Source organism: Arthrobacter gallicola, assembly GCF_014836775.1.
GTDB classification, from domain to species: domain Bacteria; phylum Actinomycetota; class Actinomycetes; order Actinomycetales; family Micrococcaceae; genus Arthrobacter_B; species Arthrobacter_B gallicola.
Genome location: NZ_JACSQD010000007.1, coordinates 65,825 through 92,034, shown reverse-complemented (window position 1 = coordinate 92,034; position 26,210 = coordinate 65,825). Strand labels below are relative to the sequence as shown.

Here is a 26,210-nt window from a genome sequence, read left to right as displayed (position 1 = left end):
CGGACGGCAGGACCAGCGGAAGGGCACGCCGTGAGCCTCCCCGGGTTTCCGGCAAATGGCACAGATAATTGATGCCAAATGAAATACCTGCGCTCCACCCTCGTGTCCCTGTTCGTCCTTTCGTTCCTCATCTTCGGAACGGCCTGCGTGCCGCAGGAATCCGGCCCTGCCGCCGCCGCACCGCCCAGCCAGCAGGCCCAGGCGGGAACGGCACTGGAACAGCTAACGAGCATTCCAATCAAGGGCAGGGCGCCGAAAACCGGATACGACCGCGACCAGTTTGGGCCGGCATGGGCCGACGTCGACCGCAACGGCTGCGACACCCGCAACGACATCCTGGCCCGGGACCTGGTGAACCTCACTTTCCGGGAGGGCACCAAGGACTGCGTCATCGCCTCCGGGACGTTCCTCGACCCCTACACCGGAACATCCATCAGCTTTGTCCGCGGCAATACAACCAGCACGGCAGTGCAGATTGACCACGTGGTGGCGCTGTCCGACGCCTGGCAGAAAGGCGCCCAGCAGCTGAGCGCGGAACAGCGCCGGCAGCTCGCCAACGATCCGCTGAACCTGCTCGCCGCCGATGGCCCCACCAACGGAGCGAAGTCGGATTCCGACGCCGCAACCTGGCTGCCGCCGAATAAGGGCTTCCGCTGCGAATATGTTGCGCGGCAGACCGCGGTGAAAGCGGAATACGGGCTCTGGATGACCCAGGCGGAACACGATGCGATTGCCAACGTTCTCTCCGGCTGCCCGGAGGAGCCCGTGCCGGCGCGGGAAGGAACGGCGGCGCGGTTCGCCGCTGCCGGAATAGACGCTGCCGGAATAGACGCCGCGGGAACCGACGCCGAGGGGGCCACGACGCCGGTCTATGCCAATTGTTCGGCCGTCAAAGCTGCGGGAGCCGCACCTATCCGCCCCGGCGACCCGGGCTGGGATCCTAAGTTCGACGGCGATGGAGACGGCGTCGGCTGCACCTCCTAGGCTAATTTTCCGGGCCCGCAAAACCCTCCGGCAAACACCTTTCGGATGCGGACCAATCCTGTCCTGAACGGCCTCGTCCAGACCTGCCCAAGCTTCTAGCGTTAGTTCCGGTAAGAAGAGCTCCCTGCCGGCAGCGCACACAGCGCACAGAGTGCAGCGGCGGCACAGGGATAGAGGGATAGGGACGTGAGAGAAGCCATGGGGCTGATGGAGATTGAACTGGCGCGGCTGGATTACCGGGAACGCGTGGACGAAGCAGCTCGGGCAAATGCCGAGCACCGCAGAAGGGCTGAGCACAGGTCAGCGTCGACGCCGGAACTGCTGCCGGTCCCGGCCCGGCGCGAAGCAAAGATTGATTCCCCCGTGCTCTCGATCCGCCTGGGCGGATTCCGCTACCGGCTGTGGTTTACCCGCAGCGTTGCTGTCTAAACCAGGTCGCTCCGGGGCCGCACCTCAGCCCGCCGGCGCAGGTGCCGGCGCGGCCCCAGGAACGTCCAGCCGCTCCAGAACGAACACAGGGATCTCCCGGTCAGTCTTTGCCTGATAGTTGGCGTAGGGCGGGTAAGCGTCCACGGCTCGTTCCCACCACAGGGCCTTCTCCTCGCCGGTGACCTCGCGGGCCTGCATATCCCACTTCTGCGGACCGTCCTGCAGCTCCACATGTGGGTGTGACCTGACGTTGTAGTACCAGACCGGGTGCCGGGGAGCGCCGCCGAGGGAGGCAACCACCGCATAGTCGCCGTCGTGCTCCACCCTCATCAGCGGGGTCTTGCGCAGCTTGCCCGTTTTCGCGCCCTTGGTGGTGAGCAGGACAACGGGACGTCCGTTGAGAGTAGTGCCGCGGGTGCCGCCGGAGGACTCAATCTGCTCGGCCTGTTTCGCGGATCTCTTACTGGAACTCGGGACATATTCGCCGGTGAGGGGCATGGCACCAGTGAACACCTCGGCAGCAGAACCTGGCCAGCCCCCAAAACCGGTAAACGCCCCGGCCTAACTCAGGAACAGGACAGTTCTGGGCCCGCAGTTCAGCGACCCGGCGGCTCAAAGACCCACGGATGCAGCGGCAGCTTGGCAGGATCAAACACAGCTAAGGCCTCGGGCAGGGTTCCCGGAAGATCCAGGGAACCGAGAATCATTGCCGTCGCGTCCCGGGCAGAAATGCCAAGGTCCGCCAAACCGCCCAGCGTCACCGCGCCGTCGCGCTTCGCCAGCCGCTTGCCGGTACGCCCCAGCACCAGCTGGACGTGCACATAGTCCACCGGCGGCAGTCCCAGCAGCGACGCGAGGTATGCCTGCCGGGGTGTGGAGGAGAGGAGATCATCACCGCGGACCACCTGATTGATGCCCTGGGCAGCGTCATCGACGACGACGGCCAGGTTGTACGGCGGAACGCCGTCGTTGCGCAGCAGCACCAGGTCATCGACCACACCGGTGTAGTCCCCATGCAGGACGTCATGGATGGTGTACTCGGTGACCTCGGAACGCAGCCGCAGGGCCGGCGGACGTTCACGTCGGCGTCGTTCCCGTTCCGCCTCCGAAAGGTTGCGACAGGTTCCGGGATAGGCACCCGGCGGCGAGTGCGGGGCGCGGGGCGCGTCGGCGATTTCGCTGCGGGTGCAGAAGCACTCATAGACCCGTCCGTCTTCCCGCAGCCGTTGAATTGCCTCGAGATAGACCGGTGTCCGGTCGGACTGCCGGATGACTTCGCCATCCCAATCCAGTCCGACGGCGGCCAGATCGCGCAGCTGGGCGGCCTCGGCTCCGGCGCGGGCCCGGTCCAGGTCCTCCACGCGGAGGACGAAATCCCGGCCGGTGCTGCGCGCGAAAAGCCAGGCCAGCAATGCCGTCCGGAGATTGCCGACGTGGAGTTCACCGGACGGACTGGGAGCAAAACGTCCGGCACCGGCGGCGGACACATCGGCAGGGACGGCGGGAATCTCATGGGGCACGTCTTCCAGCCTACAAACCAGGCTGCCCGGATGCCGCACCGGAGGAATAGGCTGGCTCCCACTCACCCCAGCTGTCAGGAGCCCTTGATGCCCGACTACGGCCGCGACCTGCTGTTCGGAGCCTTCATCACGCCGTTCGCCTCCCCGCCGCAGCGGGCGGTGGAGCTGGTGCAGACTGCCGAAGCCTCCGGCTTGGACCTGGCGGCGTTCCAGGACCACCCGTACCAGCCGCGGTTCCTGGACACCTGGACGCTGCTGTCCTATCTGGCGGCGCGGACCACGCGGATACGGCTGGCCACCGATGTGCTGAACCTGCCGCTGCGGCAGCCGGTCATTGTGGCCCGGAGTGCGGCCGGTCTGGACCTGCTCAGCGGCGGACGCTTCGAGCTCGGATTGGGAGCCGGAGCATTCTGGGATGCGATCGCGGCCTCCGGCGGAGACCGGCTCAGCCCGGGCGACGCGGTCACCGGGTTGGAGGAGGCCATCCGGATCATCCGCGGGATCTGGGACGTTTCCGCGGGCTCGCCTCTACGGGTCGACGGAAAAATACACCGGGTCGAGGGAGCCAAGCGCGGTCCGGCACCGGCGCACGACGTCGGCATCTGGCTCGGTGCCTACAAACCCCGCATGCTCCGGCTTACCGGGGAACTGGCCGACGGCTGGTTCGCCTCCCTGGGGTATCTGCCCGGCGGGCCGGGGGAGCTGGCCGGACTGAACGCACGGATAGACGACGCCGCTGCCGGAGCCGGGCGCAGCCCCGGCGCTGTCCGGCGGCTGCTGAATATCAGCGGGTCCTTTGGCCCTGCAGGTTCCTTGAACGGAGCAGGTTCCGGACGGCTGCAGGGCCCGCCGCACCGGTGGGTTGAACCGCTGGCGGAACTGGCCCTGGACTACGGAATCTCAGGCTTCCTCCTGGCCAGTGATGATGCCGCTGACCTGTCCCGTTTCGGCGCCGAGGTCGCCCCCGCCGTCCGGGAAACCGTGGCCGCGGCGCGGGCCGCCGGAACCTGAAGTCCGTGCGGCCCTTCCCTGCCGGGGGCTGTGGCTCCTAGTGTGGGGCCATGACATCGGAGTTGCTGCTGCCCGCGCTGAACGCCGCCCGGAAGGGCCTGTCCGAGGGCGGAATCCCCATTGGATCGGCGCTGTATGTCGAAGGCACGATTGTGGCTACGGGACGTAACCGCAGGCAGCAGCTCGGCAGCGTAATCCGGCATGCGGAACTGGACTGCCTGGAGCAGGCCGGCCGGCTGCCCGCCGGTTCCTACCGGCGGGCCACCCTGGTCACCACGCTTTCGCCCTGCGACATGTGTGCCGGAGCAGTGCTGCTCTACGGGATTCCGCGCGTGATCATTGGCGAGAACCGGAACTTTACCGGCGCGGAAGACCTGCTGCGGAGCCGGGGAGTGCAGCTTGAAGTGCTGGATGACGACGCCTGCGCCCTGCTGATGGAGGACTTTATGACCGAGTACCCGTCGCTGTGGAACGAGGACATCGGGCTGCTCTAACTCTGCGCCCGCACCGCAGCGGCGAGGCCGGAAATCTGTCCGTTCCACGGAGTCCCGTGGCCGGGCAAAACCCAGTCGACCTGCTGCAGGCCCGTGACACGGTCGAGCACCTCCAGCGCTTGTGCCGGGTCATCGGTGAACGGCGCCGGCTGCGGGCCAACCTGTCCGGTCAGGACATGGCGGGTGGTGAGCGCGTCCCCCACAAAGAGCGCGCCGGCGGCTGGCACATGCACGGCCACGCTGCCGGGGGAGTGTCCCGGCAGTGCGATGATCCGCGGCGAGCCGGGCAAATCGAGCACATCGCCATCCTCCACCGGGACGACGTCGGTCAGGTACTTGGTCCGCCAGCCGCCCTTCCGGAGGGAATAGGCGAGGAAGCTCAGCGTCGGACCAAGCCGCATACGGCCGGCGGACGCCTTGGGCTTGTCCTGTCCCTTGGCCCGGGCCGCGTCTGCGCTGTGCACATACACGGGAATGCCGGTGGCCAGGCGCAGCCGCTCGGCGAAGCCGAGGTGGTCGGTGTCGCCATGGGTCAGCACAATGCCGCGGACATCCGAGAGGGGGCGCCCGACGGCGGCGAGCTCGCGCTGCAGGTCGCTCCAGTGTCCGGCAAGTCCGGCATCGATGATGGTGATGCCCTCATCGGTAAGAACCAGGTACGCCGCAACGATGTCGTTGCCGATCCGGTGCAGCTGCGGTCCGAGCTTCATGGTTTCCTCCTCCACCGGCCGGGGCGTGTCCCGGCGATATAGTTACGGTAATTAGCTATCATGGCTAATGTCAATAGCTTACGTTTTCAGCCAGGAGTTGTTATGCCCACACCGCAACGAACGTCGCTCGCTGAAATCGTGGCGGCCGGCAGGGAGGTTCTGGAGACAGGCGGTCCTGGTCGGGTGACCATGCAGGCTGTGGCCGACCGGGTGGGTGTCCGGGCGCCGTCGCTGTACAAGCATGTGCGGGACCGGGAGGCACTGCTGACGCTGATCGCCGCAGCCACGCTTGAGGACCTCCGGGAACGCTTGGAAGCCCAGGACTCTTTGGCCGGAATGGCGCACGCCTACCGGACGTTCGCCCACGAGCGGCCGGAGGGATTCCGGCTGCTCAGTACCCGCAGCGCCACGGCCGAAGACCTGGCACGGGCCAGCGAACCAGTCCTGGCGGCGGCGAGGACCGCCGTGGGTGAGACGGATGCGTTGGAAGCCGCACGGTTTATGACCGCCTGGCTGACAGGCTTTCTGTCCATGGAACTCGCCGGGGCCTTCCGACTGGGCGGAGACCTCGACCATGCCTTCGCCTACGGGATCGAGCGGGTGAGCGCCGCGCTCGCGTCCTGAGAGCCGTTGTTCGTCCGGACTGTTGTCCTTGCTCCCTGCTCCGGTGTCGTGAAGGATAGCGGGACTGGGAGGAACCTCCTGCAATGACGCAGAGAAGAACGGGCGAAACCATGCACAGACTGAAAACACTGGGACTTACTGTGTCCCTGGCACTCATCGCGGCACCGGCAACAGCCATGGCAGCCGAACCCGCGGTCACTGAACTCGGCGGGACACTGGCTAACGGGGCCACCTGGGCGGCGGAGGTTCCGGCGGACTGGAACGGCAAACTGGTGCTCTACAGTCACGGCTTCCGTCCGGGACCGGACAACCCCGCCTGGGACCAGGGCTTTGACTCCACGGCCCAGGCACTGACCGACAGGGGTTTCGCCGTGGCCTCGTCGTCGTACGCCAGCGCCGGGTGGGCACTTGGCACGGCGGTGGATGACCAACTGGGAACGCTGGCAGCATTCTCGGCAGCTGCCGGTGAACCGGACCGGACCATCGCTTTCGGCACCTCAATGGGAGGGCTGGTAAGCAGCCTCATCGCCGAAGTTCCGAACAGCGGGGTTGACGGTGTGGTGAGCACTTGCGGGCTGCTGGGAGGCGGAATCAACCTGAACAACTACCAGCTGGACGGAATCCATGCGCTCGCGGAACTGCTCCTTCCCGGCCAGGAGCTTCAGCTGACCGGCTTCCGCACCGGAGCGGAAGCCGGAGTCACAATCAACGCGCTGATGGGTGCGGTGCAGCAGGCGCAAACTACGCCCGAAGGCCGAGCACGGCTGGCGCTGGCTGCGGCATTCATGAACACACCAACCTGGTTCAGCGGGTCCACTGCCCCGGGTCACAAGGACTACGCCGCGCAGCAGGTAGCCCAATACAACTGGTTGCTGCAGACCATTCCCTTCGTAGTGGGCTCGCGCTCTTCAATCGTGAATGCGGCCGACGGCGATAGCGGCTGGAACGCGGGCGTGGACTACCGGGCACTGCTGCAGGACTCCGCCCAGCGGCAGCAGGTCGAGGCGCTGTACCGTTCTGCCGGGTTGGATGTTCGAGGTGATCTGCGAACCCTCACCACGACGGCAGATATCACCCCGGATACCGATGCTTTGGGGTGGATGGACCGGACATCCACACCGCACGGAAATCTGCAGGTTCCGGTGCTGACCATGCACACTCTGGCCGATATCCTGGCGCCCGTTGAGTACCTCGAGGAATACGAGGAAACCGTGCGGGAAGCCGGCAGTAACGCACTGCTGCGCCAGTCCTACGTTGAGCGGACCGGGCACTGCACCTTTACCGACGCGGAACGGACCGCAGCCGTGCTCGCCATGGATGAACGCCTCGACACAGGACGATGGGCCAACCTCGCCGAGCCGAAGCAGCTCGACCGCCGCGCCGAATCACTGGGCCTGGGTGGTGCGGACTTCATCAAGTACCGGCCGGCTGAGTTCGTCAACGACCGGACCTACACAGCAGGTCACGGCCACGGCAACGGCCACGGCAGCGGAAAGGGCAGCTAAGTTACCGGAGTTCGTCCAGCTCCTGGAACAGGGTCAGCTGCAGGCCTGCGGGGCCGTTGAGCCGGGAGTTGAGCGACCGCCACGGGGTTTCGCGGGGCTCGGCAACCAGCTCGGCTCCGCCCGCCACGGCCTGCTGGGTGCGGGCCGTGGCGTCGTCCACCTCGAAGGCCACCCGGACCTTCAGGCTGGGCTGCCCATCCGCTTCCACCCGGTCGATCATGCGGACCTGGGCGGGGTTGGACAGTTCCAGAGTGGCCCGGCCGGCGTCGAGGATCGTGACCCGGGCGTCGCCGTCGCCCTGATAGGACTCCTGCTCGGGCAAGCCCAGGACATCACGGTAGAAGGTGAGGGCGGCGTCGTAATCTTCGGCTTCGACCACCAGGCGCAGCTGGCGGACGGGATTCGGTGTCTCCATGCCAGCACCAACCCCGGGTGCGGCTGCCGCATTCCCAGCTGCTGAAAAACTCAGCGACGGCGGCAGCTGCCCTTTCTCGAAAAGGCAGCTGCCGCCGTCGTTCTGTTGGAGCTTTTAAGCGGGTTCCCCGGCCGCAGCGGCTTCGGGATCGCGCGGGATCAACGGCTTTTCGGCACGTGCCCTGATCTGCTGCACCACCCAGCCGTTGCCGTCCGGATCCTCGAAACTGAACAGAGTGCCGCCGTCGCGCTCGTCGAGAACCATGATCTCCCCGGCCTCGACTCCGCGGGAGAGGAGCTCCTCCCGGGCAGCCGCAGCATCGGAAACCACCAGCTGCAGTCCTTTGAGGGAGCCCGGCTCCATCTGAGCCTGTCCGGGAACATTGCCGATCACAATCGAGCAGCCGGATCCCCGCGGTGTCAGCTGAGCGAACTGCATCTGCTCCGTGACGGTGTGGTGATCGAGTTTGAAGCCCACCTGATCGGCGTAGAACGCGATGCAGCGGTCCAGGTCGCTGATGGGGACCACAATGACTTCCAGGGTCCAGTCCATGGTTCCTCCCTTGGTTGTGCCGGCGGATCAGGCAGTGGCGAAGGCCAGCAGCTGCTCGAGCTTGTCCAGGCCGGCAGCCATCCCGGCTTCCATGCCCGAGGAGAGAAAATTATCCCTGGTCTCCACGGAAGGATAGAGTGAGCGCCCGTGCATTCGTGACCGGCCGCCGGGCAGGTCCTCGAAATGCAGATACTCCAGCGAGGCGTGGTCCGGATAACCCTCGTATTCGAAGGTCTGCAGGATGAATTCGTCCGGCCGGACCGTGTGGAAGACGCCCCGGAAGGCGAATTCACCGCCGTCGTCGTCGGTTTGGACAAAGCGGTAGGAGCCGCCCGAAACAGGTTCGAAGCCGTCAACCCGGGTGGTGAGCCGGTCCGGGCCGATCCACTCGGCATAAACCTCCGGGTCAACATGCGCGCGGAACACCTGCCGGGCCGGGTAATCGAATTCCCGGGCGGCATCCAGGTACGGGACGCCGTCGGGAGCGGTGACTTCCAGTGCATTGGTCATGATGCCTCCTGGGCTGTCGTCTCCTGGGTGCGGGTGGCGAGGAGTTCCTCCAGCCGGTCGTAGCCTTCGCTCATGCCGCCTTCCATGCCGGAGGACGCCATGCCGTCACGGGCCTCCTGCGTGGGATACACCGATCGGCCGCTGAGCCGGGTCCTGCCGTTGCCGAGGTCCTCGAAGGATATCGACTCAATGCTGACGACGTCGGGATAGCCGGAGAACTCAAAGGTCTGGATCGCGAATTCGTTCTCCCGGACGGTGTGGAAGATGCCCGTGAAGTCGTAGGGGACACCGTCCGGGCCGGTGTGTGTGTACTTGTAGGAACCGCCGGTGATGAAGTCGTAATGGTCAATCTCCATCTCCATGCCGCGCGGACCCAGCCACTGGACAATCAGCTCGGGATTCCGGTGGGCCTCGAAAACGTCGGCCACGGGAAAATCGATCTCACGGGAAAAGTCGATAAATGGAACGCCGTCGGGAACGGACAGCTGCAGTGCGTTGGTCATGATGGATCCTTTGCCTGCGGGCCGCTGTGCGCGGCCTGTTGGGAGAGCACGGAGTCGAGGCTGCGGAACTGCTCCTCGCGGACCAGCCGGTACCGGTCGATCCACGCTGTGAGCGCCTCCAGCCGTGCGGGGTTCAGGTGCACGGGCCGGCGCTGGGCGTCACGGGTTCGCGTGACGAGCTGCGCCTGCTCGAGGACCTGGATGTGCTTCGAAACCGCCTGCTTGGTGATCGCGAAGGGTTCCGCCAGTTCGTTGACCGTGGCCGGGCCCTTGGAGAGCCTGGCGATGATGCGGCGGCGGGCCGGATCGGCAAGGGCCAGGAAGGCCTTGTCGAGGAGGGCGTCGTCACGGGATTCGTTCATCTGCTGGCCAACGTTTCGTGTGCAGTGTGCCTGTAGGGAGTCAAAACGGTATTCAATGTTGCGTTTGATCAACCAACTGATTGATTACGTTCCAAGCTACGCCTGCCCTGGCCCGGCGGCAAGAGGTTGGACGTGATGTTTTTGGTCTTTCGAGTCCCGGTGGCGTTGCCATGACCGCCCTTCGTCATGGAAGCACTTTTCCTCGCGGGGGCTCCGGCGCACCTGTTAAGTCCGTGGTTTTCTGCCGCACTTTCGGTGCTCCCAGAACCAGAACAGGGCAGGCAGGAGTACCGTGTTTTGTCTCCGGCTGAGCCGTTTAGGCGGCGTCAGCCCGCGGAAGGGGACAGCCCATGGTTTCGATGGACCGCAGTCAGACCGCCGGCACGGGCAGCAGCGAATCCGGTTTTCACTGGCCCAGTTTCGCCCTGGGCCTGGTACTTCTGCTGCTGGTGGTGGCACAGGGGGAGGACAACGGCCTGCCGGGCTTCGTGGGCATGGCTGGACTGATCCTGCTGATCACCGGCTTGTACTCTGCGGCGACTGTCCGAAAATCCTGGCTGCGGTTGACCACCCAGGGTGCGGCGCTCACTGTGGCAGCCGCCGGGGCAGCCACGATGCTGCTGGCACTGAGTCTGCGGCTGGTCGGTTTGTGACGCACCCGGCTGCAGGACAGTCAGTGACGGCCGCTACGCTGAGCCGATGCTCACCGATGAACGACTTGACCCGCCGGAAGCCGGCAACGAACGCGAGACCCTGAACGGGTTCCTGGATTTCCTCCGGGCCAGTGCCGTCCACAAAGCCCAGGGGCTCAGTGACGCCGACGCCGCCCGCCAGGTCCTGCCTTCCCTCACCACCGTCTCCGGCCTGCTCCGGCACCTGGCCGACGTCGAACGCACCTGGTTCCGGGACCGGATGGACGGACAACTGGACGTTCCCACCCGCTGGAGCGATGCTGATCCCGACGGCGAATTCCGGGTCACCGAAAACGACAGCTTGGCGGAAATCATTGCCGACTACCAGGCAGCCTGCGCCGAATCGCGGGAGGTGGCAGCCCGCTACCAGCTCGACGACCTGGGCACGGCCGACGGGATGACCCACAACCTGCGCTGGGTCCTGGTCCACATGATTGAAGAGACCGGCCGGCACTGCGGGCACCTGGACATCGTCCGCGAACTGCTGGACGGAGTGACGGGGGAGTAAGGGCTCAGCCGGAAACCGGCAGCCAGATGACAGCAGCAATCCCCACCGCGCCCAGGAGAACGACGGCGAGGGACAGTGCCAGCGCCGCCGCGGTGTTGGGCTGCCCGGCTTCAGCCGAAATGCCTGCGGAGCCCAGCCTGTAGCGGCGCTTCTGGGTGAAGTGAATGGCGACGGCGGTGGCCAGGGCGAGCGCGACAAGCGTGCCGGCGAACCAGCCATGGTGGGGCATCCAGCGCAGGAAGATAGCTGCAGCCACCACCAGTGCCAGGGCGGTCCGGCCCCAGGCCAGGGCGGTGCGCTCCGGCTGGAGACCCGGGTCCTGGTGCCCAGTCAGCGGGGGAGCCATCTAGGCGGGCCGCAGGACGACGAACACCACCAGCACCGCCGCGGTGATTCCGCCTCCGACAGCAAGGAGCGGGGCCAGCAGCGGCAGCGGCAGCGGGGTCTTGTTCCGCATGGCCCGTTCCACACCCAGCCAGCGGAAAAACGCCCCGCCGCCGATGGCCATGGCCAGGATCAGCAGCAGCAGAGCTACGGCCTTCCGGATCTCAGGGACAAAGAGGTCAGCGGTGAACGCCTCTACCGCGATGCCACCGGCCAGCAGTGCAAGTGACGTGCGAATCCACGCCAAAAAAGTACGCTCATTGGCAAGCGTGAACCGGGGATCAGGCTCCTCGCCGCCCCGCAGCAGCCGCGCAGAGAGACGTCCGCGCTCAGCAGGTGAACTCAGCGTTTTGGGACGCGGCACGTCAGCCTTCCTTCTATCCATAGGGGAAACATCCTCCTAAGGATGGTAGCGCCGGGCCTTTCCATGGACCGCAACGCGGCTGCCTGCCGGGCCCGCCTTTCCACTGCCCGGAAAGCATGCAGTGCCGTGGGTCACGTCGAACCGTAACGTGCAGTGCGGAGCTGCTGCGCCGTTTCGGCGCGCAGGGGATGGAAGGAACAGCGGCAATGGCTCAAGGAAGCACCAGCAGGACAGTTGTCCTGGAGAAGAAGGAGACGCTGGCCGACGGCGTTGTCCGCCTGACGCTGCGGAACCCGGACCGGACCAATTTCCCGCAGTGGCAGCCCGGCTCCCACATCGACCTGGTGCTGCCCGGCTTTATCCGGCAGTACTCGCTCTGCTCGCCGTGCGCTGACCCATCGATGCTGCAAGTCTGCGTTCTGCACACCCCGGAATCCCGCGGCGGGTCTCAGTACGTTCACGAATCCCTGCCTGAAGGCACCGAATTCACCATCAACGGGCCGCGGAACAACTTCCCGCTGCAGGACTCCCGCAAATACCTGTTTATCGCCGGCGGAATCGGCATTACCCCCATCCTTCCCATGATCGAAGCCGCCGAAGCGGCCGGCCGGGAATGGCGCCTGGCCTACGGCGGCCGCAGCCGTGCCTCAATGGCTTTCGCTGACGAGCTGGAAGCCAGGTATGGCAGCGAGAAGGTGCTGCTGTATCCCGCGGACACTCACGGGCGGATCGATCTGCAGGGCCTCCTCGGCCTGCCGCGCGCGAAAATGCTGGTCTACGCCTGCGGTCCCGCCCCGCTGCTGAACGCCATCGAGGACTTCTGCATGGGCTGGCCGCCCGGAGCCCTGCACACCGAACTTTTTTCGGCTGCCGCGCTGGACGGCAGCGGAGCCTCGGCGGAACCCTTCGAGCTTGATCTGCGGAACTCCGGCCTGCGCCTGGAAGTCCCGGTGGACAAGACGGTGCTGGAAGTCGTGGAGGAGGCGGGGATCCGGGTCCTGTCCTCCTGCCGGCAGGGCGTGTGCGGTACCTGCGAAATCCGGGTTGCAGCAGGCGAAGTGGATCACCGGGACGCCGTGCTCTCCGCGGAGGACAAAGCCTCCGGCGAGACCATGCTGGTCTGCGTATCCCGGGCTGCGGCCGGCTGCAGCACCCTCGCACTGGACCTCTGACGCTTCCGGCCTGACCCACCCGGCCTCACACTCCCAGCCGGACCCGCCTGGCTTGACCCGCCTGGCCTGACCCACCCGGCCACCAGATACCGCTGATAGGAACCCCATGACAACCAAGACAGTCAGTCCAAGCACCGGCACCGGCGCGCCGGCGTCTGCGCGAAACCCGGAGTCCGTGCCGTCCCTGGCCGATGATCCCTTCTCCCTGGCCAACCTGGCCGACCCCTATCCGCTGCATGAGAAGCTGCGGGAAGCCGGGCCGGTGGTGTGGCTGGAGAAGTACGGTTCCTACGCGGTGACCCGGTACGAGCCGGTCTATGAAATCCTGACCGACTTCGAGACCTATATTTCCGGCGGCGGGCTGGGCCCGGCCGACCGGAGGAAATCCGCAGAATGGCGCCCGGCCGGCATCCTGGAGTCGGATCCGCCGACGCACACCGCCATGCGGCGCGGCCTGTCCAAGGTGGTGAGCCCGTCCTCGGTCCGCCGGCTCCGGTCCGAGTTTGAACCCCCGGCGCGGGACCTGGTGCAGGAGCTGGTGGCCCGCGGCAGCTTTGACGTGGTCCGGGACCTGGCCGAGGTGTATCCGCTGCAGGTCTTCCCCGATGCGGTGGGGATTCCCCAGGGCGGACGCGAGAACCTGCTGCCGTACGGGTCCATGACCTTCAACGCCTTTGGGCCCCGGAACGAGGTCTATGAGGAAGCCTTCCGGGACGCGGACGCGGTCTCCGCCTGGGTGATGGAAAACTGCGAGCGCCGGAACCTGCGGCCCGGAGGATTCGGCGCCGGTATCTGGGAGGTGGCCGACGACGGCGGCATCACCGCCGATGAAGCGGCACTGCTGGTGCGGGCACTGCTCTCCGCCGGCGTCGACACCACTGTCACCGGGATCGGCAACACGCTGCTGTGCCTGGCCCGGAACCCGGATCAATGGGAGAAACTGCGTGCGAACCCAAACCTGGCAAAATTCGCGGTGGACGAGGCTCTGCGTCTGGAATCGCCGTTCCAGATGTTCCACCGCACGGCGGCCGTGGACTCGGTGATCGAAGGTGTGCTGATTCCCAAAGATGCGAAGATCCTGCTGTTTATGGGCGCAGCGAACCGGGATCCGCGCAAGTGGGGCGAGAACGCGGACAGCTTCGATCTGGACCGCAGCGCTTCCGGCCATGTGGCCTTCGGCATGGGCCTGCATCAGTGCGTTGGCCAGCCCATCGCCCGGCTGGAAATCGAGCTGGTGCTGAGGGCACTGGCCGAAGCAGTTGAACGGATCGAACTAACCGGCGATCCCGTGCCCCAGATCCACAACGTGCTGCACGCTTTCTCCTCGATTCCGGTCCGGGTGGTTCCGGCCGCCGGATAGGCCCCTGTTACCCGAACATGACGCGGGCGCAGCGCCCGAAGCGCCCGGATGGGGGCGCTTCGGGCGTTTCGCTATATAACAAATGAAGCCCTTGCGGGCAGGCGCACAGATCTACCGGAGGTTGACGCAGTGGCAGGACAGGCAGCGGCCAAAGGACAGTCGGTCACCTCACGGGCGCTGAACATCCTGGGGGCCTTCGACGCCGGCAACGTCAAGCTCACGCTGTCCCAGATTGCCCGCCGCTCGGGAACCCCGGTAGCCACCTGCCACCGGCTCCTGGGCGAGCTGCTCGAGTGGGGCGCCGTCGCCAAACGCGGCAACAACTACTACGTGGGGCACCGGCTCTGGACACTGGGCCTGCTGGCCCCGGTGGAGAAGGACCTCAAGACCATTGCCGGTCCTTACATGCAGGACGTGCTCTTCGCGACCCGGCAGGTGGTCAACCTGTTTGTCCTGGAGGGCCAGCAGGCGCTGCTGATTGAACGCTTTGCGGGCACTGCGGTGGGAAAACCGGTGGCTCAGGTGGGGGAGCGGCTTCCGCTGCACGTCAGCGCCGCAGGGAAGATCATCCTGGGCTATGCCCCCGCGGAGGTCCGGGCGAAGGCCTTCGCCAACCTGGGCCGCCGCACCCCGTACACCGTGATCGAGCCCGGCAAACTGCATCGACAGGTCCAAGAGGCCCGGGACAACGGGTACGCGACCACCCGCGAAGAACATGCCCTGGGCACCTCGGGGCTGGCGGTGCCGGTGTTGAACTCCAAGGGGCAGCTGATGGCCGCCCTAGGCGTCGTGTTCATCGGGCCAATGCGGGAACCCGAGCGGATCATTCCGGCCCTGCAGGTGGCCGCCGCCGCCGTCGGGCGTGAAGTGGGCGGCCTGACCGGCCTTGCGGGTTAGAGCGCTTCCGCCAGCGCGGCGCCTGCGACGTCGAACCGGTTGCCTGGAGCAGCCACGGTGATGCGGCCGTCGAACCCGGTCCGCACACCCGCCGTCCACTCGTCGTCGCTGGCCAGCCCGGCCAGGTGCGAGAGCACGACGTGCGGGACGCCGGCCTGCGCAGCGACCCGGCCGACGCCCGGGGCCGTGGTGTGGGAGATCCGCTGATGGTTGAGGAACTCCGGCGCCATGTCCAGCGCCGCGAAGTAGTCCAGATTCACTGCTTCATGAATCAGCAGGTCGGCGCCGGTGGCCAGTGCCACCATGTTGGCGCACTCCGTGGTGTCGCCGGAAATGACCACGGACCCGTAACGGCTCTCAATCCGGAAGCCGAAGGCGGGAAACACCGGGGGATGTTCCACCAGGATGGCGCTGACCCGCACCAGCTCGTCCTCATAGACGAGGAAGGGTTCCATGGCGGGGGTGTGGTTTCCGTGCGCGGTGCCGGCCACTGCGGCGGGCAGTTCAATGTCCGCGGCGAGCACCAGTTCCCGCAGGTCAGGGCGGCCCTCGTCATGGACGCGGATGTTGATGTCGTAGGAGAACGCCTCCAGAAGGTGCTCAACCATGGCGGCGGTTCCGCCGTTTTCACCGGGGATTCCCTGCGGATCGGTGCCCGGGCCGAAGACAGTCGCGGGAGTGGTGATGCCGTTGACCGGGCGGCCCCAGTTCCAGAGGAAATAGCCCGGGAGCTCTGCCACATGGTCCGAATGCAGGTGCGTGATGAAGCAGGCCCGCAGGTTCTCTCCGCGCAGCCCGGCGCTGTTCGCGGCCCGGGTGATGCCCAGGCCAAAGTCCACCAGGTAGAAACTGCCGTCCACCACGACGGCGGTGGCCATCCCCGGATGCGGACCGCGGATGGCCGGTCCGGCGGCGGTTCCGAGGGTGATGACGGACATGCCCGCCGCAGGCTCCGGGAGGGGCTTGTTCATGTCGTGTGCTCGCATATCTTCGCCGGCCCGGCGAGGTTGGAAGTCGGTTGACTCCAGAATGCCCGCCCGCGGAGAGAAAAACCGGACGAGCTTTCCGGCCACCGGAAAGCGCAAATTGTTGCTCAGGTCACACGAACTTACAGTCGAGGAAATAACGCCCCACACCGGATGCCTGCGCGGTATCCGATTACGAAAGTCTGGTAGGCCCGTGTCCCTCAAAGAACCCCCCACGTCTGTTCGGCAGGACCCTGGTAATCCGCGCTACTGGTCCGCCGCCAGACGGAACCGCTACGCCTGGTTCACCACCTCTTCGCTCCTGGTGCTGATGATGCTCAGCTGGGCGGACAAAGCGGTTCTGGGCATCGCCGCCGTTCCGCTGATGCGGGACCTTGGCATTACGCCGGAACAGTTCGGCCTGGTGAGCAGTGCAATGTTCCTGACCTTCGTGATTATCCAGTTCGTGGCGGCGCCGATCGCCAACAAGATTCCCACCAAATGGATCCTCCTGGTCCTGTGCCTCACCTGGTCGGTGGCGCAGCTGCCGATCCTGATCTTCGCCTCGCTGCCTGCCCTCTGGATTTCGCGGCTGCTGCTCGGCGCCGGGGAAGGCCCGCTGGCTCCGGTCATGATGCACAGCATCTACAAGTGGTTCCCGGAGAAGAAGGGCGCGACGCCGGCGGCGGTCGCTTCCTCCGGCGTCACCCTGGGTGTGGTGGCCTTCGCTCCGGTGCTGGCCTGGGTGGTCGGTGCCTTCGGCTGGCAGACTGCCTTCGCCACGCTGGCCATCATCGGGCTGGTCTGGTCCGTCTTCTGGGTCATTACCGGCAAGGAGGGCCCCTACACCAGTCGGCAGGTGGAGCGGGAAATCGACGGTCCCGACGCCGGTGCCGGGGACGATGAGGAGGAGCCGGCGGCCGCCGTCGCCGAAACGAAGGTCAGCTATAAAAAGACCATCTTCACGGCCAGCTGGATCATCGCCGTCCTGACCTCGTTTATGGGTTACTGGACGTTCACCCTGGCGATGTCCTGGGGGCCGGCTTACTTTGAAACCGTTCTTGGCTACTCCAGCCAGGCTGCAGGGAGCATGATTGCCCTTCCTGCTGCCTGGGGTGCCATTACGACTATTTCCCTGAGTGCCCTGACCCAGCGCCTGCACCTGCGCGGACTGCCCACGCGTCAGGCCCGTTCCTTCGTCCTGGGCGGCGCCGCCACCCTGGCCGGAGCGGCTCTGCTGGGTGCAACCCTGGTGCAGTCCCCGCTGCTGTCCCTGGTGCTGCTGGTCCTCGGACTGGGCACGGCCCCGGCACTGTTTGCCATCACGTACCTGATCGTTTCCGAACTCACCACCGTTGCGCAGCGCGGGGCGAACCTCTCCATTGCCAACGCGGTGCTCTCCTCCGGCGGCATCTTCGCCCCGGCCGTCTCGGGCTTCCTGATCGGCGGCGGAGCCACCCCGGCTGAGGGTTACACCTCGGCCTTCGCCCTGGCCGGCGGTCTGATGCTCCTGATGGGCATCCTGGCCCTGCTGTTCATTAACCAGCAGCGCGACGTGCGCCGGTTGGGCCTTGCTGGGCCGGTACCTACCGGCGGTTCCACGCACTAAGCACGTATCCCGCTGCGGCCGTAACCGCGAAAGGTCCCCTTCCGAACATGGAAGGGGACTTTTTTGTGTTTGTCTTTGGTGCTAGCTGGGGCTACCTGTGGTTCCCGGCGGAACTCTGGGCTGCCTCTAAAGGCTGCGGTCAAAACCGACCAAATAGAGAAAGCCCGGCTACGGCGGGCTGCCGTAGCCGGGCGCTGCTTTCTAGGCTCTAGCTGCTCTGGGCGGCGGAAGATGCACCGGCTGCCGCGACGGCGTGGGTCCCTGCCATGGCATTCACGGTGCGGGTCTGCAGGTATTCGGACAGGCCCCAGTGGCCGCGTTCCCGGCCCATCCCGGAGGCCTTCCAGCCGCCGAACGGTGCATCCAGCTCCACCTGGGTGTGCTGGTTGATCCACACCGTGCCGGCCTCGATCCGGGCGGCCAGTTCTCCGGCGCGGTCCAGGTCCGGTGTCCAGACCGATGCGCCGAGCCCGAATTCCTGTGCGTTCAGCTGGGCCAGGACGTCCTCGACGTCGTCGTACACCGACACCGGGAGCGCGGAACCGAACTGTTCGCTGCAGACCAGCGGGGTGTTATGCGGGGCGTCGGAGATGATGGTCGGCTCCATGAAGTACCCGGGCAGTGAGGTGCCTGTGCCGCCGCCGAAGGCGAGCTTGCCGCCGTCGTTCACTGCCTGCGTGACCAGGCTGGCAACCAGGTCCCGCTGCGCGGCGTTATGCATCGGGCCCATGCTGGTGCCGGCGTCGAGGCCGCGGCCCACCACCAGGCCGGCCGCGGCGGCGGCGAGCGCCTCGGTGAGTTCCCCGGCCAGGCTGCGCGGCACAAAGACCCGCTTCACGGCCATGCAGACCTGCCCGGCGTTGCGGAACGCGGAGCCGATGATGCCTGCGGCGGTGAAGGCCGGATCGGCGTCGGGCAGGACGATCGCCGGATCGTTGCCGCCAAGTTCCAGCGTTACCCGCTTCACCGTGGGGGCGGCCTGGGCCATGATTGCGGTTCCCACCTCGGTGGAACCGGTGAAGGAAATCTTCCGCACACCCGGCAGGGTGCTCAGCGCACGGCTGAGCACGCCCCGGCCGGTCACGGACGTCAGCACGTGCGGCGGCAGGAAACCGTTCATCAGCTCCACCAGCGCGATGGTGGAGAGCGGGGTGCTGGGTGAGGGCTTGGCAATCACCGTGCAGCCGGCCACCAGGGCCGGAGCCAGCTTGACTGCCAGCAGCGAGATCGGGAAGTTCCACGGCGTGATGGCGCCGACCAGGCCCACCGGACGGTAGTCCACCGAGAGCCGGCGGCCGTCGCGTTCGGGCAGCTGCTCGGTCTGGTCCCATTCAAGATCGGCGTAGTAGTCGAACAATCCGGCAGCGACCTGGAATTCCATCACGGCCTCGCGCAGGACCTTGCCCTGTTCGCGGCTGAGGATTTCGCCCAACCGGCCCGACTGGGTCCGGACGGCAGCAGCAATGGAGCGCAGGGCTGAGCGCCGGGCCCCGCGGTCCGCGGCCCAGGCGGCGGCAGCAGTGCCGGCCAGAGCAACGGCGCGTTCCATATCCTCCGCCGTGTGCAGCGGCGCGGTGCCGACTACTTCCAGGGTGGCCGGGTCGAAGACCTCATAGGTGGTGGGGGAAACAGTCACAGGCCGTCCTTTTCGCGTTGTTTCTGGGATCCCAGCCTTGTCCGATGCGGGGAAACGGACAAGTCTCATTATCTGTCCAGTGGAAAGGCGGCCTTGCCTGGGTGCGTGTGGAGGAGAAGATTGGTCAGCGATGAGCCGTGGCCGCTGCCGCGGAAGCACGGAGAGTACGGAGACGAAACATGGGCATGTTTGCTGGGCAGAGGATTGTGGTTACCGGAGCTGCCTCGGGCATCGGCGCGGCCACGGCGGCGGCGTTCACGGCCGCCGGCGCCGAGGTCATCGGTATTGACCGCAACCCGGCCGAGGATTTCTCCGGAGAGTTCATCCAGGCCGATCTCTCCTCCCCGCAGGGCGTGGCCGACGCCGCCGCCCAGGTCAGCGGCACCATCCACGGCCTGGCCAACATTGCCGGCGTTCCGGGCACCGCACCGTTTGAGCTGGTGCTCGCGGTTAACGTTTTCGGTCTGCGGGAGCTCACCAAAGCGCTGCTGCCCCGGATTGCGGACGGCGGATTCGTCACCAACCTGGCGTCCTCGGTGGCGGCAGGATGGGCCGAGCGGCGCTCCCAGCTGTTCGCGTTCGTCTCCGCCGCCGACTGGGACGGCGCGCTCGCCGGCGTACACCAGGATGCTGAGGTCACCGGCAACTCCTACCGCTTCTCCAAGGAAGCCGTCCGCCTGCTCACGGAACTGCAGGCGAGCGAAAACCTGGGCCGCGTCCGGGTGAACTCGGTGAGCCCGGGTCCGGTGGAAACCCCGATCCTGGCTGACTTCAAGAAGGACCACGGCGTGGACAAGGTGGAAGGCGCAGTAACCCTCCTGGGCCGGGCGGCCTCCGCCCGGGACATCGCCAACGTGATCATGTTCCTGGCCTCGCCGCAGGCCGGCTGGGTCAACGGCACGGACATCCGGGTCGACGGCGGCCTTGCGGCCCACCGCGGATCGGCGCAGCTGCAGCCCGCGGGGTAGGTTCTTCGCCGCCGGGCACCTGGCGGGGCTGAGCTCATTCCCGGCATGAACTGACCCCCACATGAACTGACCCCCACATGAACTGACTCCCCGGCCTCAGCCGGGGAGTCGTTCCCAGATCCGGCCATCGAACCTACTGGTCCCGGCCATGTGGACCTATCAGCCCTCCGGGGAGGGCCTAGTTGGGATTCTCTGCAGCAAACCCACAACCTTCTCCCAGTAGAACACCACCACGCGCGCTGGGAACCCCGCATCCCGAATTTCTTCGGATTTGCAGACCAATCCGGCATCGCCGCAGGTCAGCGTCCCAACAAAGGGGGCCGGACATGATAGACACGAACCATGGCAACCACAGCATTCAAAGAAAACCCTGTCCGCACCGCCGGTGAACTTCCCGCCGTTGGCACGTCCGCACCGGCGTTCGAACTGGTCGGCACCGACCTGTCCGCAGTGACCCCGTCCGATTTCGCCGGCCGCCGGGTGGTTCTGAACATCTTCCCGAGCGTGGACACCGGTGTCTGCGCTCAGAGCGTCCGCCGCTTTAACGAGGTGGCCGCCCAGCTGGAGAACACCGCGGTGGTGTGCGTCTCCAAGGACCTTCCCTTCGCCCTTGGCCGGTTCTGCGGTGCAGAAGGCATCGAGAACGTGGTGGCAGCTTCCGCTTTCCGCAGCAGCTTCGGAGAAGACTTCGGCCTGACCCAGGCTGACGGGCCGCTGGCCGGCCTGCTGGCCCGCGCCGTCGTCGTGCTCGATGCCGAGGGCACCGTGCTGTACACGCAGCTGGTTCCGGAGATCACCACCGAACCGGATTACGACGACGTCGTCGCGGCTCTCGCTTAGTCTTTCTTCGTTTGGGGTCCGTTCCGCAGCTGCGGGGCGGACCCCTTTCTCATGGGGAAAGCCGCAGGTCAGGGGCCTAGAATGGTGCCGGGGCCACCGGCAGGACGGCTGTGTCCCCGCATTTTGTGCACACAGGGCTCTACGCATGGGGGAAACAAATGGACAAGGAACAGGGCCAGCCTGGGCTCGGAGACGGCCAAGGGCAGAACGGTTCACCGGAACCCGGGGAGGGCCGGGAACCCGGGGAATTCCGGGGCCCTGGGGGGACGCTGGACGCGGGGGAGACCCGGGAAGCTGGGGAGACCCGAGACGCGGGGGAGACCCGGGAAGCTGGGGACGCGGCGGCTGCTGGAACGCCCGGCGAGGCGCCTGCCGAACCCGGGGCTCATCCTCCAGCTGACTCAGGGCACACCGGGCCGGCACCTGTTGGAGAACGCAACGGCAGCAGTGCGGCAGCGCAAGGCGCCGGCGGCGGGCCGCAGCAGGAGGACCGCTCCCGGCTGGCGCCGCCGGGCGGATTTGCCTCTCCCGGCGGGTCCTTCGTCCCTCCCGCCTATGCTCCGGCCGGATCCGGAGGTGCTGCAGGCAGCAGGGAAACGTCAGGTGCCGCAGCACAGCCGTACGGCGACAGCGGCGACGCCGGCGGCCGGGGCTACGAGACGGGCGGCTACGGCCAGGGTGGCAGCGGCAACACGGCCTACGAAACGGGCGGCTACGGCCATGGCGGCAGCGGCGATGCCGGGGCGCAGGAAACGTCGGAAGGTGGCCCGTACATCGTTGGCGGATACCTGGTGCCCACCCGGCCTTTGACCTCGTACGACAGGCCCAGCGGAAATCCCTACGCCGCAGTTGCGCCAGCCGGGGCTCCAGCGGGCGGTCCCGTTCAACCCTCTTATCCGCCGGCCGGTCAGTCTGCTGGGCAGCCCGCGGGTGTGCCGTTCAGTGGCCCGACGGGAGCCCCGGCGGGTGCGCCGGGTGCTGAGGAGACTGGATCCTCCGGCCCGAACGCCGCCCCGGAGTACATCCGGCCGCAGTACGGCATGCCGAATCAAGGTCAGCAGTCGTACACGGCTCCGGACCAGGGTCAGCAGTCGCACACGGCTCCGGACCAGGTTCAGCAGCAGTACGCAGCTGCGGGACAGGGGCAGCAGCAGTACGCAGCTCCGGGACAAGGGATGCCAGATGCCGGTTACGGCTCCGCGTCGGGCTATCTCAATACCCCGGGCTATCCGGGCAGCGCAGGCACCCCCGGATACCCCGGCAGCGCAGGCACCCCCGGATACCCGGGCACCCCCGGATACCCGGGCACCCCCGGATACCCCGGCGCCCCCGGATACCCGGGGCACCCTGGCGCTCAGCCAGCCGGGACACCCGGCAAGGCACTGGGCATCGCGGCCCTGAGCATTGCGGGTGCTGGACTCCTCATCTCCTGGATACCGTTCATCAACCTCTTTACGTACATGTTCGGCGTCGTCGCTCTCGGCCTGGGCATTGCAGCCCTGATCAAGGGAATCCGTGCCCGCAACGTGTCTCGCATACTCTCCATCATTGCGCTGGCAGCCGCCGCGGTCTCGCTGGTCATCGCTAGCGTTGTGTCTGCCCAGGTGGCAGATACGTTCCGGAAGCTGGGCATTGGCGAATACGACGCCAGCGAGTCGGATCCGGACCTGCTCCTCCCGGATGCCTCCGAGACGCCGGATGCACTGCCCACCCCGGATGAGTACACCTTTGATATCAGCGACACGTATCGCTCCAAGGTGCTGGCCGCTTCCGCGAATTCGGCGGGCGACGAGGCAACGGTGGGTGACTACACGGTCACCCTGGTCGAGGTGAACGGAGATGCCTCCGCCGAGGTGCAGGAACGTGACCGGTTCGCCGACGCCCCAGACCACAACTATGTGATTTTCGAGTTCAACACCGTGTACAACGGCAGCGGTGAAGGACGGTTGTGGCTGGACCTTGCACCGGAGTTCATCGGCGCGGACAGCCGCGCCTACAGCGTGTTGGACTGCTCCACGGACCTGGGCGCCGACATTTTCGGCGAGCCCAACCTCGCCAAGGGAGACAGCCGCACCTACGAGGTCTGCTTCGACCTGCCCGAGGAAGCGATCGGCGAGGACAGCCGGATCAGCCTCCGCATGATCCTCGCCCAGGAGAATGATCCGGTGTACTGGCGCCTGCCCTGACCCTGGAAAATACAGCGGCCGACGCCGGCACCCGCCTGGGTGCCGGCGTCGGCCTTTTGCTGCTGCTGCGGGCGCGTCAGAGGCCATCGTCCATGTCCTGACGGGCCGCCTGGGGGACAGCCTTACCGTGATTTCTACACGGCGTAGAAGAGGAGTACTGTGACTGTCGGAAGTCGGCAGAAAATCACTCCTGGCTTTCGAATTGCGTTTCGTTAAGTCAAGGAGTTTTACGTGCTTTCAGATACATCCCGTCCCGTTGTCGAGGCCACTTTGCCGGTGGTCGGAGCGAATATCGGGGAGATCGCGAAACGCTTCTATTCACACATGTTCGCCGAGAAACCTGAACTGCTTGATGGCCTCTTCAACCGCGGAAACCAGGCCGACGGCCGCCAGCAGCAGGCGCTGGCCGGCTCCGTGGCCGCTTTCGCCAGTTTCCTGGTGAATAAGCCCGGGGAACTGCCGGATCATCTACTGGCGCGGATTTCGCACAAGCACGTATCCCTGGGCCTGCGGCCGGAGCAGTACAAGGTAGTCCACGACCACCTGATGTGGGCCATTGTTGACGTCCTGGGCGAGGCCGTCACCCCCGAGGTGGCCGCCGCCTGGGATGAGGTCTACTGGCTGATGGCTAACGCCCTGATCAACCAGGAACGCGCCATGTATGCCGCGGCGGACGTGGATCCGGACAGCGTCTGGGCGACCTGGCGCGTGGTGGAGCGGATCCAGGAGACAGCGGATGTGGTGACCTTCGTCGTCGAGCGTACCGACGGGAGCGCTGCCTCTCCGGCTCTGCCCGGCCAGTACGTCTCGCTCAAGGCACTGATGCCCGACGGTGTGCACCAGCCGCGGCAGTACAGCCTGACCCGCGCCGATGACGGGCGGCACCGCCAGTTTGCGGTCAAGCGGGTCCACGGCCGGACGACGCCCGACGGCGAGGTGTCGAACCTGCTGCACGCGGCCGTCCAGGTGGGCGACGAGCTGGTCCTCTCGGCACCGTTCGGCGAGGTTGTCCTGAAGGACACCGGCCGGCCGGTGGTGTTCGCCAGCGCCGGGATCGGCATCACCCCGATGGCCGGGATGATTTCCCACCTGGCGCAGGCATCAGCCACGCGCCCGGTCACTCTGCTGCACGCTGACAAGTCGGAGGAAGCGTTCGCGGTGCGGGACCAGGTACGTGCGGATCTGGCGAAGTTGCCGGGTGCCTCGCTCAGCACCTGGTTCTCGGCTGCGGCTGGGCTGGAGGCCGCCAACCAGTTCTCCGGTGCCATGGATCTGTCCGCGGTGGACCTCCCCGCCGACGCCGAGTACTACCTGTGCGGGCCGCTGGGCTTTATGCAGGCGATCCGCAGCGCACTGATTGAGCGCGGGGTTGCGGCACAGGATATCCAGTACGAGGTCTTCGGCCCCGACCTCTGGCAGGCTGACGTCCAGTAGCCAGATCGGCGTTCGTTCCTGCCGGGGCCTGGTTGCCCGGGGCATCAGGTCCCGGCAGGAACGGGCGCGCGGCTCTTACCGGTCGAGCTGAGTCTGGATTTCGTCCCAGGAGGGCTCGGACCTGCCCTGGTTCCAGGGCAGGTAGGAGAGCGCTTTGCCCATGGCGCAGGTGTTTGACAGTGCGGAGAACACCAGGCCGCTGCTGATGCCGCCGGCCAGGATCCGGAACTTCGGGGAAACCGTGCGTCCAGCCAGCAGGCTGATCCCCACCAGGCTGCCGGCAACGAACCGGACCTGGCGTTCCATGTCCCAGACCTGCTTTCCGCGCACCACGGTGCCGCCGGCCTTTTCCACATCCGCGACGCTGCCGGAGAGCACCGCACCACCCTGCAGACCAGCCGCGGCCAGCCGTTCATGGGCCTGCCTGGCCCGCACACCGGACTGGCACAGGATCACGACGTCGTTCCCCAACCGGGCCGCGAGCTCCACAGCGTGTTCGGAGAGCAGTGGCAGCGGAATGTTCCGGGAGCCGGGGATGTGCGCGGATTCGAATTCGGCGGGGCTCCGGACATCAACGAGCGTCAGCGCAGGATTCTCCCGGATCAGGGAGGCAAGCGTCTGCGGATCAATCGTCTTCTGGCCGTTGGCGTTGGCGTTGGCGTTGGTTTTGGCAGGGGTAGCTGTGGCGGTGGTGGTGCTCATGCAGGTTCCTTCGGTAGTGGTGGCCGGAGCGAAGCCACCACCGTAGAACCCGAATCTGGGAGAAGCCCCGGGATATTACGCCGTGTGGCCTTGGGTGTGGCCCCGGTGCCCGCGGCTGCCTTGGCCCGGCCCAGGACGGTGTCGAGTAAGCTCGCCGCCATGGGGAATCACACACCGTCGGAGGACTACCGGCTGTACGCGCGGCCACGGGCTGGCCAGACTCAGGACCCGGTGCCGATTGTCGACGGCGGCGGATCTGTTCCGTCTGCTGTGGGGCAGACCGCCGGGAATGATGAGGCCGAGGTTTTGACCGCCGGCAGGGCCGGGGGCCGTGCCGCTGCAGTCAGGTCCGGTGGGCGTTCCGTCGCCCGGGCCGGGGACCGCGCCGCCCGGCAACACCCGGTTGGGGCCTCCGGTGGGAGCGGCACTTCCGGCTGCGAAGATGGTTCCGCGTTGGCTGGCGAGTCCATCCGAATTGAAGAGGTGGGGAACCCGGGCCGCTCCGAGGGTGACCGCGGGGCGCCGGTTTCCAGCGGATTGTCCGCCAGCCACGGTCTATCCGCATCTGATGGACCCCGGCGTTGGTTCAATCCGTACCTCTGTGCGGCATGGGTGCTGGTGGCCGTGATGCTGGCAGCTGGCCTGTTCTGGCTGACGGGAGCCCTCGAGCCGCCAAGATACGTCTCGGTTGATCCGGCCACGGGTCAGGGGATGGAGAGCGGGCCCAGCGTCATCGCTTCCAACCTGTACGGCGTGGGTCCGTTCCTGCTGCTGCTCGGGCTGATCGGTGCCTTGACGCTGCTCACCGTGCAGGCTGATGGCTTCCGGCGGGGTCGCGGACGCTAGCTGTACTCCCCTGCCGTTTGGCAGACCG

30 protein-coding genes are annotated in these 26,210 nt (G+C 66.5%); 17 read left to right on the top strand and 13 right to left on the bottom strand.

All coding sequences use genetic code 11. From position 1 onward, the window contains the following. Positions 1–78 precede the first annotated feature (78 nt). A complete protein-coding gene (locus tag H9639_RS14485; RefSeq protein ID WP_191808783.1) occupies positions 79–984 on the top strand; it encodes a GmrSD restriction endonuclease domain-containing protein in 906 nt (301 codons plus the stop codon). A gap of 186 nt (positions 985–1,170) precedes the next feature. After that, positions 1,171–1,413 carry a hypothetical protein gene (locus tag H9639_RS14480; RefSeq protein ID WP_191808782.1) on the top strand — a complete coding sequence of 81 codons (243 nt, stop codon included), beginning with the start codon at positions 1,171–1,173 and terminating at the stop codon, positions 1,411–1,413. 24 nt (positions 1,414–1,437) lie between these two features. On the opposite strand, the gene H9639_RS14475 is transcribed toward H9639_RS14480, so the two are convergent. After that, the gene (locus tag H9639_RS14475) at positions 1,438–1,911 is read right to left on the bottom strand and encodes a nitroreductase family deazaflavin-dependent oxidoreductase (protein WP_191808781.1); all 474 of its coding nucleotides are present in this window, start codon (positions 1,909–1,911) and stop codon (positions 1,438–1,440) included. Between the two features lie 98 nt (positions 1,912–2,009). Next, positions 2,010–2,933 (bottom strand): tRNA glutamyl-Q(34) synthetase GluQRS, encoded by a 924-nt coding sequence (gene gluQRS / locus H9639_RS14470; protein WP_318242106.1) that lies wholly within the window; start codon positions 2,931–2,933, stop codon positions 2,010–2,012. A gap of 87 nt (positions 2,934–3,020) precedes the next feature. Here gluQRS and H9639_RS14465 point away from each other — a divergent pair, with 87 nt between their 5' ends. Together H9639_RS14465 and H9639_RS14460 are read left to right on the top strand one after the other, a co-directional pair. Continuing rightward, positions 3,021–3,944, top strand: coding sequence for an LLM class flavin-dependent oxidoreductase (locus H9639_RS14465; protein ID WP_191808780.1), 924 nt, complete (start codon positions 3,021–3,023; stop codon positions 3,942–3,944). Between the two features lie 50 nt (positions 3,945–3,994). Then, positions 3,995–4,438, top strand: coding sequence for a nucleoside deaminase (locus tag H9639_RS14460; RefSeq protein WP_191808779.1), 444 nt, complete (start codon positions 3,995–3,997; stop codon positions 4,436–4,438). Here the strand turns inward: H9639_RS14460 and H9639_RS14455 are convergent. Next, complete coding sequence (locus tag H9639_RS14455) at positions 4,435–5,148, bottom strand: MBL fold metallo-hydrolase (protein ID WP_191808778.1); 714 nt, start codon at positions 5,146–5,148, stop codon at positions 4,435–4,437. The genes H9639_RS14460 and H9639_RS14455 overlap by 4 nt on opposite strands. A gap of 102 nt (positions 5,149–5,250) precedes the next feature. Between H9639_RS14455 and H9639_RS14450 the strand changes: the two genes are divergently transcribed. Further along, complete coding sequence (locus H9639_RS14450; RefSeq protein ID WP_191808777.1) at positions 5,251–5,772, top strand: TetR/AcrR family transcriptional regulator; 522 nt, start codon at positions 5,251–5,253, stop codon at positions 5,770–5,772. Positions 5,773–5,855: 83 nt separating this feature from the next. Further along, entirely contained in the window at positions 5,856–7,277 is a 1,422-nt protein-coding gene (locus H9639_RS14445) for an alpha/beta hydrolase (protein ID WP_191808776.1), read from the top strand. Between the two features lies 1 nt (position 7,278). Here H9639_RS14445 and H9639_RS14440 read toward each other — a convergent pair whose 3' ends face one another. The 5 genes from H9639_RS14440 to H9639_RS14420 form a co-directional block, all read right to left on the bottom strand. Next, on the bottom strand, positions 7,279–7,692 hold the full coding sequence (locus tag H9639_RS14440; protein ID WP_191808775.1) for a VOC family protein: 414 nt from the start codon (positions 7,690–7,692) through the stop codon (positions 7,279–7,281). Positions 7,693–7,806: 114 nt separating this feature from the next. Continuing rightward, on the bottom strand, positions 7,807–8,244 hold the full coding sequence (locus H9639_RS14435; protein WP_191808773.1) for a VOC family protein: 438 nt from the start codon (positions 8,242–8,244) through the stop codon (positions 7,807–7,809). Between the two features lie 27 nt (positions 8,245–8,271). Next, on the bottom strand, positions 8,272–8,754 hold the full coding sequence (locus H9639_RS14430) for an SRPBCC family protein (protein ID WP_191808772.1): 483 nt from the start codon (positions 8,752–8,754) through the stop codon (positions 8,272–8,274). Next, entirely contained in the window at positions 8,751–9,257 is a 507-nt protein-coding gene (locus tag H9639_RS14425; RefSeq protein WP_191808771.1) for an SRPBCC family protein, read from the bottom strand. Before H9639_RS14425 ends, H9639_RS14430 begins: the two co-directional genes overlap by 4 nt. Then, the gene (locus H9639_RS14420) at positions 9,254–9,619 is read right to left on the bottom strand and encodes an ArsR/SmtB family transcription factor (protein ID WP_191808770.1); all 366 of its coding nucleotides are present in this window, start codon (positions 9,617–9,619) and stop codon (positions 9,254–9,256) included. Before H9639_RS14420 ends, H9639_RS14425 begins: the two co-directional genes overlap by 4 nt. Before the next feature lie 350 nt (positions 9,620–9,969). Between H9639_RS14420 and H9639_RS14415 the strand changes: the two genes are divergently transcribed. Both H9639_RS14415 and H9639_RS14410 read left to right on the top strand, forming a co-directional pair. Further along, the gene (locus H9639_RS14415; RefSeq protein ID WP_191808769.1) at positions 9,970–10,272 is read left to right on the top strand and encodes a hypothetical protein; all 303 of its coding nucleotides are present in this window, start codon (positions 9,970–9,972) and stop codon (positions 10,270–10,272) included. A gap of 46 nt (positions 10,273–10,318) precedes the next feature. Continuing rightward, a complete protein-coding gene (locus tag H9639_RS14410; RefSeq protein WP_191808768.1) occupies positions 10,319–10,819 on the top strand; it encodes a DinB family protein in 501 nt (166 codons plus the stop codon). Between the two features lie 4 nt (positions 10,820–10,823). On the opposite strand, the gene H9639_RS14405 is transcribed toward H9639_RS14410, so the two are convergent. After that, positions 10,824–11,165, bottom strand: a complete 342-nt coding sequence (locus tag H9639_RS14405; protein ID WP_191808767.1) for a DUF202 domain-containing protein — start codon at positions 11,163–11,165, stop codon at positions 10,824–10,826. After that, positions 11,166–11,567 (bottom strand): YidH family protein, encoded by a 402-nt coding sequence (locus tag H9639_RS14400; protein ID WP_318242105.1) that lies wholly within the window; start codon positions 11,565–11,567, stop codon positions 11,166–11,168. 206 nt (positions 11,568–11,773) lie between these two features. Between H9639_RS14400 and H9639_RS14395 the strand changes: the two genes are divergently transcribed. From H9639_RS14395 to H9639_RS14385, 3 genes are all read left to right on the top strand, one after another. Beyond that, complete coding sequence (locus tag H9639_RS14395; RefSeq protein ID WP_191808765.1) at positions 11,774–12,739, top strand: PDR/VanB family oxidoreductase; 966 nt, start codon at positions 11,774–11,776, stop codon at positions 12,737–12,739. 106 nt (positions 12,740–12,845) lie between these two features. Beyond that, positions 12,846–14,099 (top strand): cytochrome P450, encoded by a 1,254-nt coding sequence (locus tag H9639_RS14390; RefSeq protein ID WP_191808764.1) that lies wholly within the window; start codon positions 12,846–12,848, stop codon positions 14,097–14,099. A 129-nt stretch (positions 14,100–14,228) separates the two neighbouring features. After that, positions 14,229–14,996, top strand: a complete 768-nt coding sequence (locus H9639_RS14385) for an IclR family transcriptional regulator (RefSeq protein WP_191808763.1) — start codon at positions 14,229–14,231, stop codon at positions 14,994–14,996. Here the strand turns inward: H9639_RS14385 and H9639_RS14380 are convergent. Further along, entirely contained in the window at positions 14,993–15,967 is a 975-nt protein-coding gene (locus H9639_RS14380; protein ID WP_225219638.1) for an MBL fold metallo-hydrolase, read from the bottom strand. The two genes, H9639_RS14385 and H9639_RS14380, sit on opposite strands and share 4 nt — an antisense overlap. Positions 15,968–16,175: 208 nt before the next feature. Here H9639_RS14380 and H9639_RS14375 point away from each other — a divergent pair, with 208 nt between their 5' ends. Beyond that, on the top strand, positions 16,176–17,570 hold the full coding sequence (locus H9639_RS14375; RefSeq protein WP_318242104.1) for an MFS transporter: 1,395 nt from the start codon (positions 16,176–16,178) through the stop codon (positions 17,568–17,570). A gap of 208 nt (positions 17,571–17,778) precedes the next feature. Here the strand turns inward: H9639_RS14375 and H9639_RS14370 are convergent, their stop codons facing one another. Next, positions 17,779–19,206, bottom strand: coding sequence for an aldehyde dehydrogenase family protein (locus H9639_RS14370; protein WP_318242103.1), 1,428 nt, complete (start codon positions 19,204–19,206; stop codon positions 17,779–17,781). A gap of 179 nt (positions 19,207–19,385) precedes the next feature. Here H9639_RS14370 and H9639_RS14365 point away from each other — a divergent pair, with 179 nt between their 5' ends. The 4 genes from H9639_RS14365 (at position 19,386) to H9639_RS14350 (ending at position 24,634) form a co-directional block, all read left to right on the top strand. After that, positions 19,386–20,174: a coniferyl-alcohol dehydrogenase gene (locus tag H9639_RS14365; RefSeq protein WP_225219637.1), complete on the top strand. Its 789-nt coding sequence runs from the start codon at positions 19,386–19,388 to the stop codon at positions 20,172–20,174. A 342-nt stretch (positions 20,175–20,516) separates the two neighbouring features. Beyond that, positions 20,517–21,014, top strand: coding sequence for a thiol peroxidase (gene tpx / locus H9639_RS14360; RefSeq protein ID WP_191808760.1), 498 nt, complete (start codon positions 20,517–20,519; stop codon positions 21,012–21,014). 158 nt (positions 21,015–21,172) lie between these two features. Next, positions 21,173–23,200, top strand: a complete 2,028-nt coding sequence (locus tag H9639_RS16935; protein ID WP_225219636.1) for a hypothetical protein — start codon at positions 21,173–21,175, stop codon at positions 23,198–23,200. Between the two features lie 231 nt (positions 23,201–23,431). Continuing rightward, entirely contained in the window at positions 23,432–24,634 is a 1,203-nt protein-coding gene (locus H9639_RS14350) for a globin domain-containing protein (RefSeq protein WP_191808759.1), read from the top strand. Between the two features lie 75 nt (positions 24,635–24,709). Here H9639_RS14350 and H9639_RS14345 read toward each other — a convergent pair whose 3' ends face one another. Beyond that, positions 24,710–25,336, bottom strand: coding sequence for a rhodanese-like domain-containing protein (locus H9639_RS14345; RefSeq protein WP_191808758.1), 627 nt, complete (start codon positions 25,334–25,336; stop codon positions 24,710–24,712). A gap of 159 nt (positions 25,337–25,495) precedes the next feature. On the opposite strand from H9639_RS14345, the gene H9639_RS14340 reads away from it, so the two are divergent. Continuing rightward, positions 25,496–26,182, top strand: coding sequence for a hypothetical protein (locus tag H9639_RS14340; RefSeq protein WP_191808757.1), 687 nt, complete (start codon positions 25,496–25,498; stop codon positions 26,180–26,182). Positions 26,183–26,210: the final 28 nt, after the last annotated feature.

What these genes read in the sequence shown, in the direction of transcription:
- H9639_RS14450 (WP_191808777.1), top strand. Translation starts at nt 5,251, where the DNA reads ATGCCCACACCGCAACGAACGTCGCTCGCTGAAATCGTGGCGGCCGGC.
- H9639_RS14475 (WP_191808781.1), bottom strand. Translation starts at nt 1,911, where the DNA reads ATGCCCCTCACCGGCGAATATGTCCCGAGTTCCAGTAAGAGATCCGCG.
- H9639_RS14420 (WP_191808770.1), bottom strand. Translation starts at nt 9,619, where the DNA reads ATGAACGAATCCCGTGACGACGCCCTCCTCGACAAGGCCTTCCTGGCC.
- H9639_RS14465 (WP_191808780.1), top strand. Translation starts at nt 3,021, where the DNA reads ATGCCCGACTACGGCCGCGACCTGCTGTTCGGAGCCTTCATCACGCCG.
- H9639_RS14425 (WP_191808771.1), bottom strand. Translation starts at nt 9,257, where the DNA reads ATGACCAACGCACTGCAGCTGTCCGTTCCCGACGGCGTTCCATTTATC.
- H9639_RS14390 (WP_191808764.1), top strand. Translation starts at nt 12,846, where the DNA reads ATGACAACCAAGACAGTCAGTCCAAGCACCGGCACCGGCGCGCCGGCG.
- H9639_RS14440 (WP_191808775.1), bottom strand. Translation starts at nt 7,692, where the DNA reads ATGGAGACACCGAATCCCGTCCGCCAGCTGCGCCTGGTGGTCGAAGCC.
- H9639_RS14430 (WP_191808772.1), bottom strand. Translation starts at nt 8,754, where the DNA reads ATGACCAATGCACTGGAAGTCACCGCTCCCGACGGCGTCCCGTACCTG.
- H9639_RS14410 (WP_191808768.1), top strand. Translation starts at nt 10,319, where the DNA reads ATGCTCACCGATGAACGACTTGACCCGCCGGAAGCCGGCAACGAACGC.
- H9639_RS16935 (WP_225219636.1), top strand. Translation starts at nt 21,173, where the DNA reads ATGGACAAGGAACAGGGCCAGCCTGGGCTCGGAGACGGCCAAGGGCAG.
- H9639_RS14365 (WP_225219637.1), top strand. Translation starts at nt 19,386, where the DNA reads ATGGGCATGTTTGCTGGGCAGAGGATTGTGGTTACCGGAGCTGCCTCG.
- H9639_RS14455 (WP_191808778.1), bottom strand. Translation starts at nt 5,148, where the DNA reads ATGAAGCTCGGACCGCAGCTGCACCGGATCGGCAACGACATCGTTGCG.
- tpx (WP_191808760.1), top strand. Translation starts at nt 20,517, where the DNA reads ATGGCAACCACAGCATTCAAAGAAAACCCTGTCCGCACCGCCGGTGAA.
- H9639_RS14405 (WP_191808767.1), bottom strand. Translation starts at nt 11,165, where the DNA reads ATGGCTCCCCCGCTGACTGGGCACCAGGACCCGGGTCTCCAGCCGGAG.
- H9639_RS14460 (WP_191808779.1), top strand. Translation starts at nt 3,995, where the DNA reads ATGACATCGGAGTTGCTGCTGCCCGCGCTGAACGCCGCCCGGAAGGGC.
- H9639_RS14445 (WP_191808776.1), top strand. Translation starts at nt 5,856, where the DNA reads ATGACGCAGAGAAGAACGGGCGAAACCATGCACAGACTGAAAACACTG.
- H9639_RS14340 (WP_191808757.1), top strand. Translation starts at nt 25,496, where the DNA reads ATGGGGAATCACACACCGTCGGAGGACTACCGGCTGTACGCGCGGCCA.
- H9639_RS14345 (WP_191808758.1), bottom strand. Translation starts at nt 25,336, where the DNA reads ATGAGCACCACCACCGCCACAGCTACCCCTGCCAAAACCAACGCCAAC.
- H9639_RS14485 (WP_191808783.1), top strand. Translation starts at nt 79, where the DNA reads ATGAAATACCTGCGCTCCACCCTCGTGTCCCTGTTCGTCCTTTCGTTC.
- H9639_RS14395 (WP_191808765.1), top strand. Translation starts at nt 11,774, where the DNA reads ATGGCTCAAGGAAGCACCAGCAGGACAGTTGTCCTGGAGAAGAAGGAG.
- H9639_RS14435 (WP_191808773.1), bottom strand. Translation starts at nt 8,244, where the DNA reads ATGGACTGGACCCTGGAAGTCATTGTGGTCCCCATCAGCGACCTGGAC.
- H9639_RS14380 (WP_225219638.1), bottom strand. Translation starts at nt 15,967, where the DNA reads ATGAACAAGCCCCTCCCGGAGCCTGCGGCGGGCATGTCCGTCATCACC.
- H9639_RS14415 (WP_191808769.1), top strand. Translation starts at nt 9,970, where the DNA reads ATGGTTTCGATGGACCGCAGTCAGACCGCCGGCACGGGCAGCAGCGAA.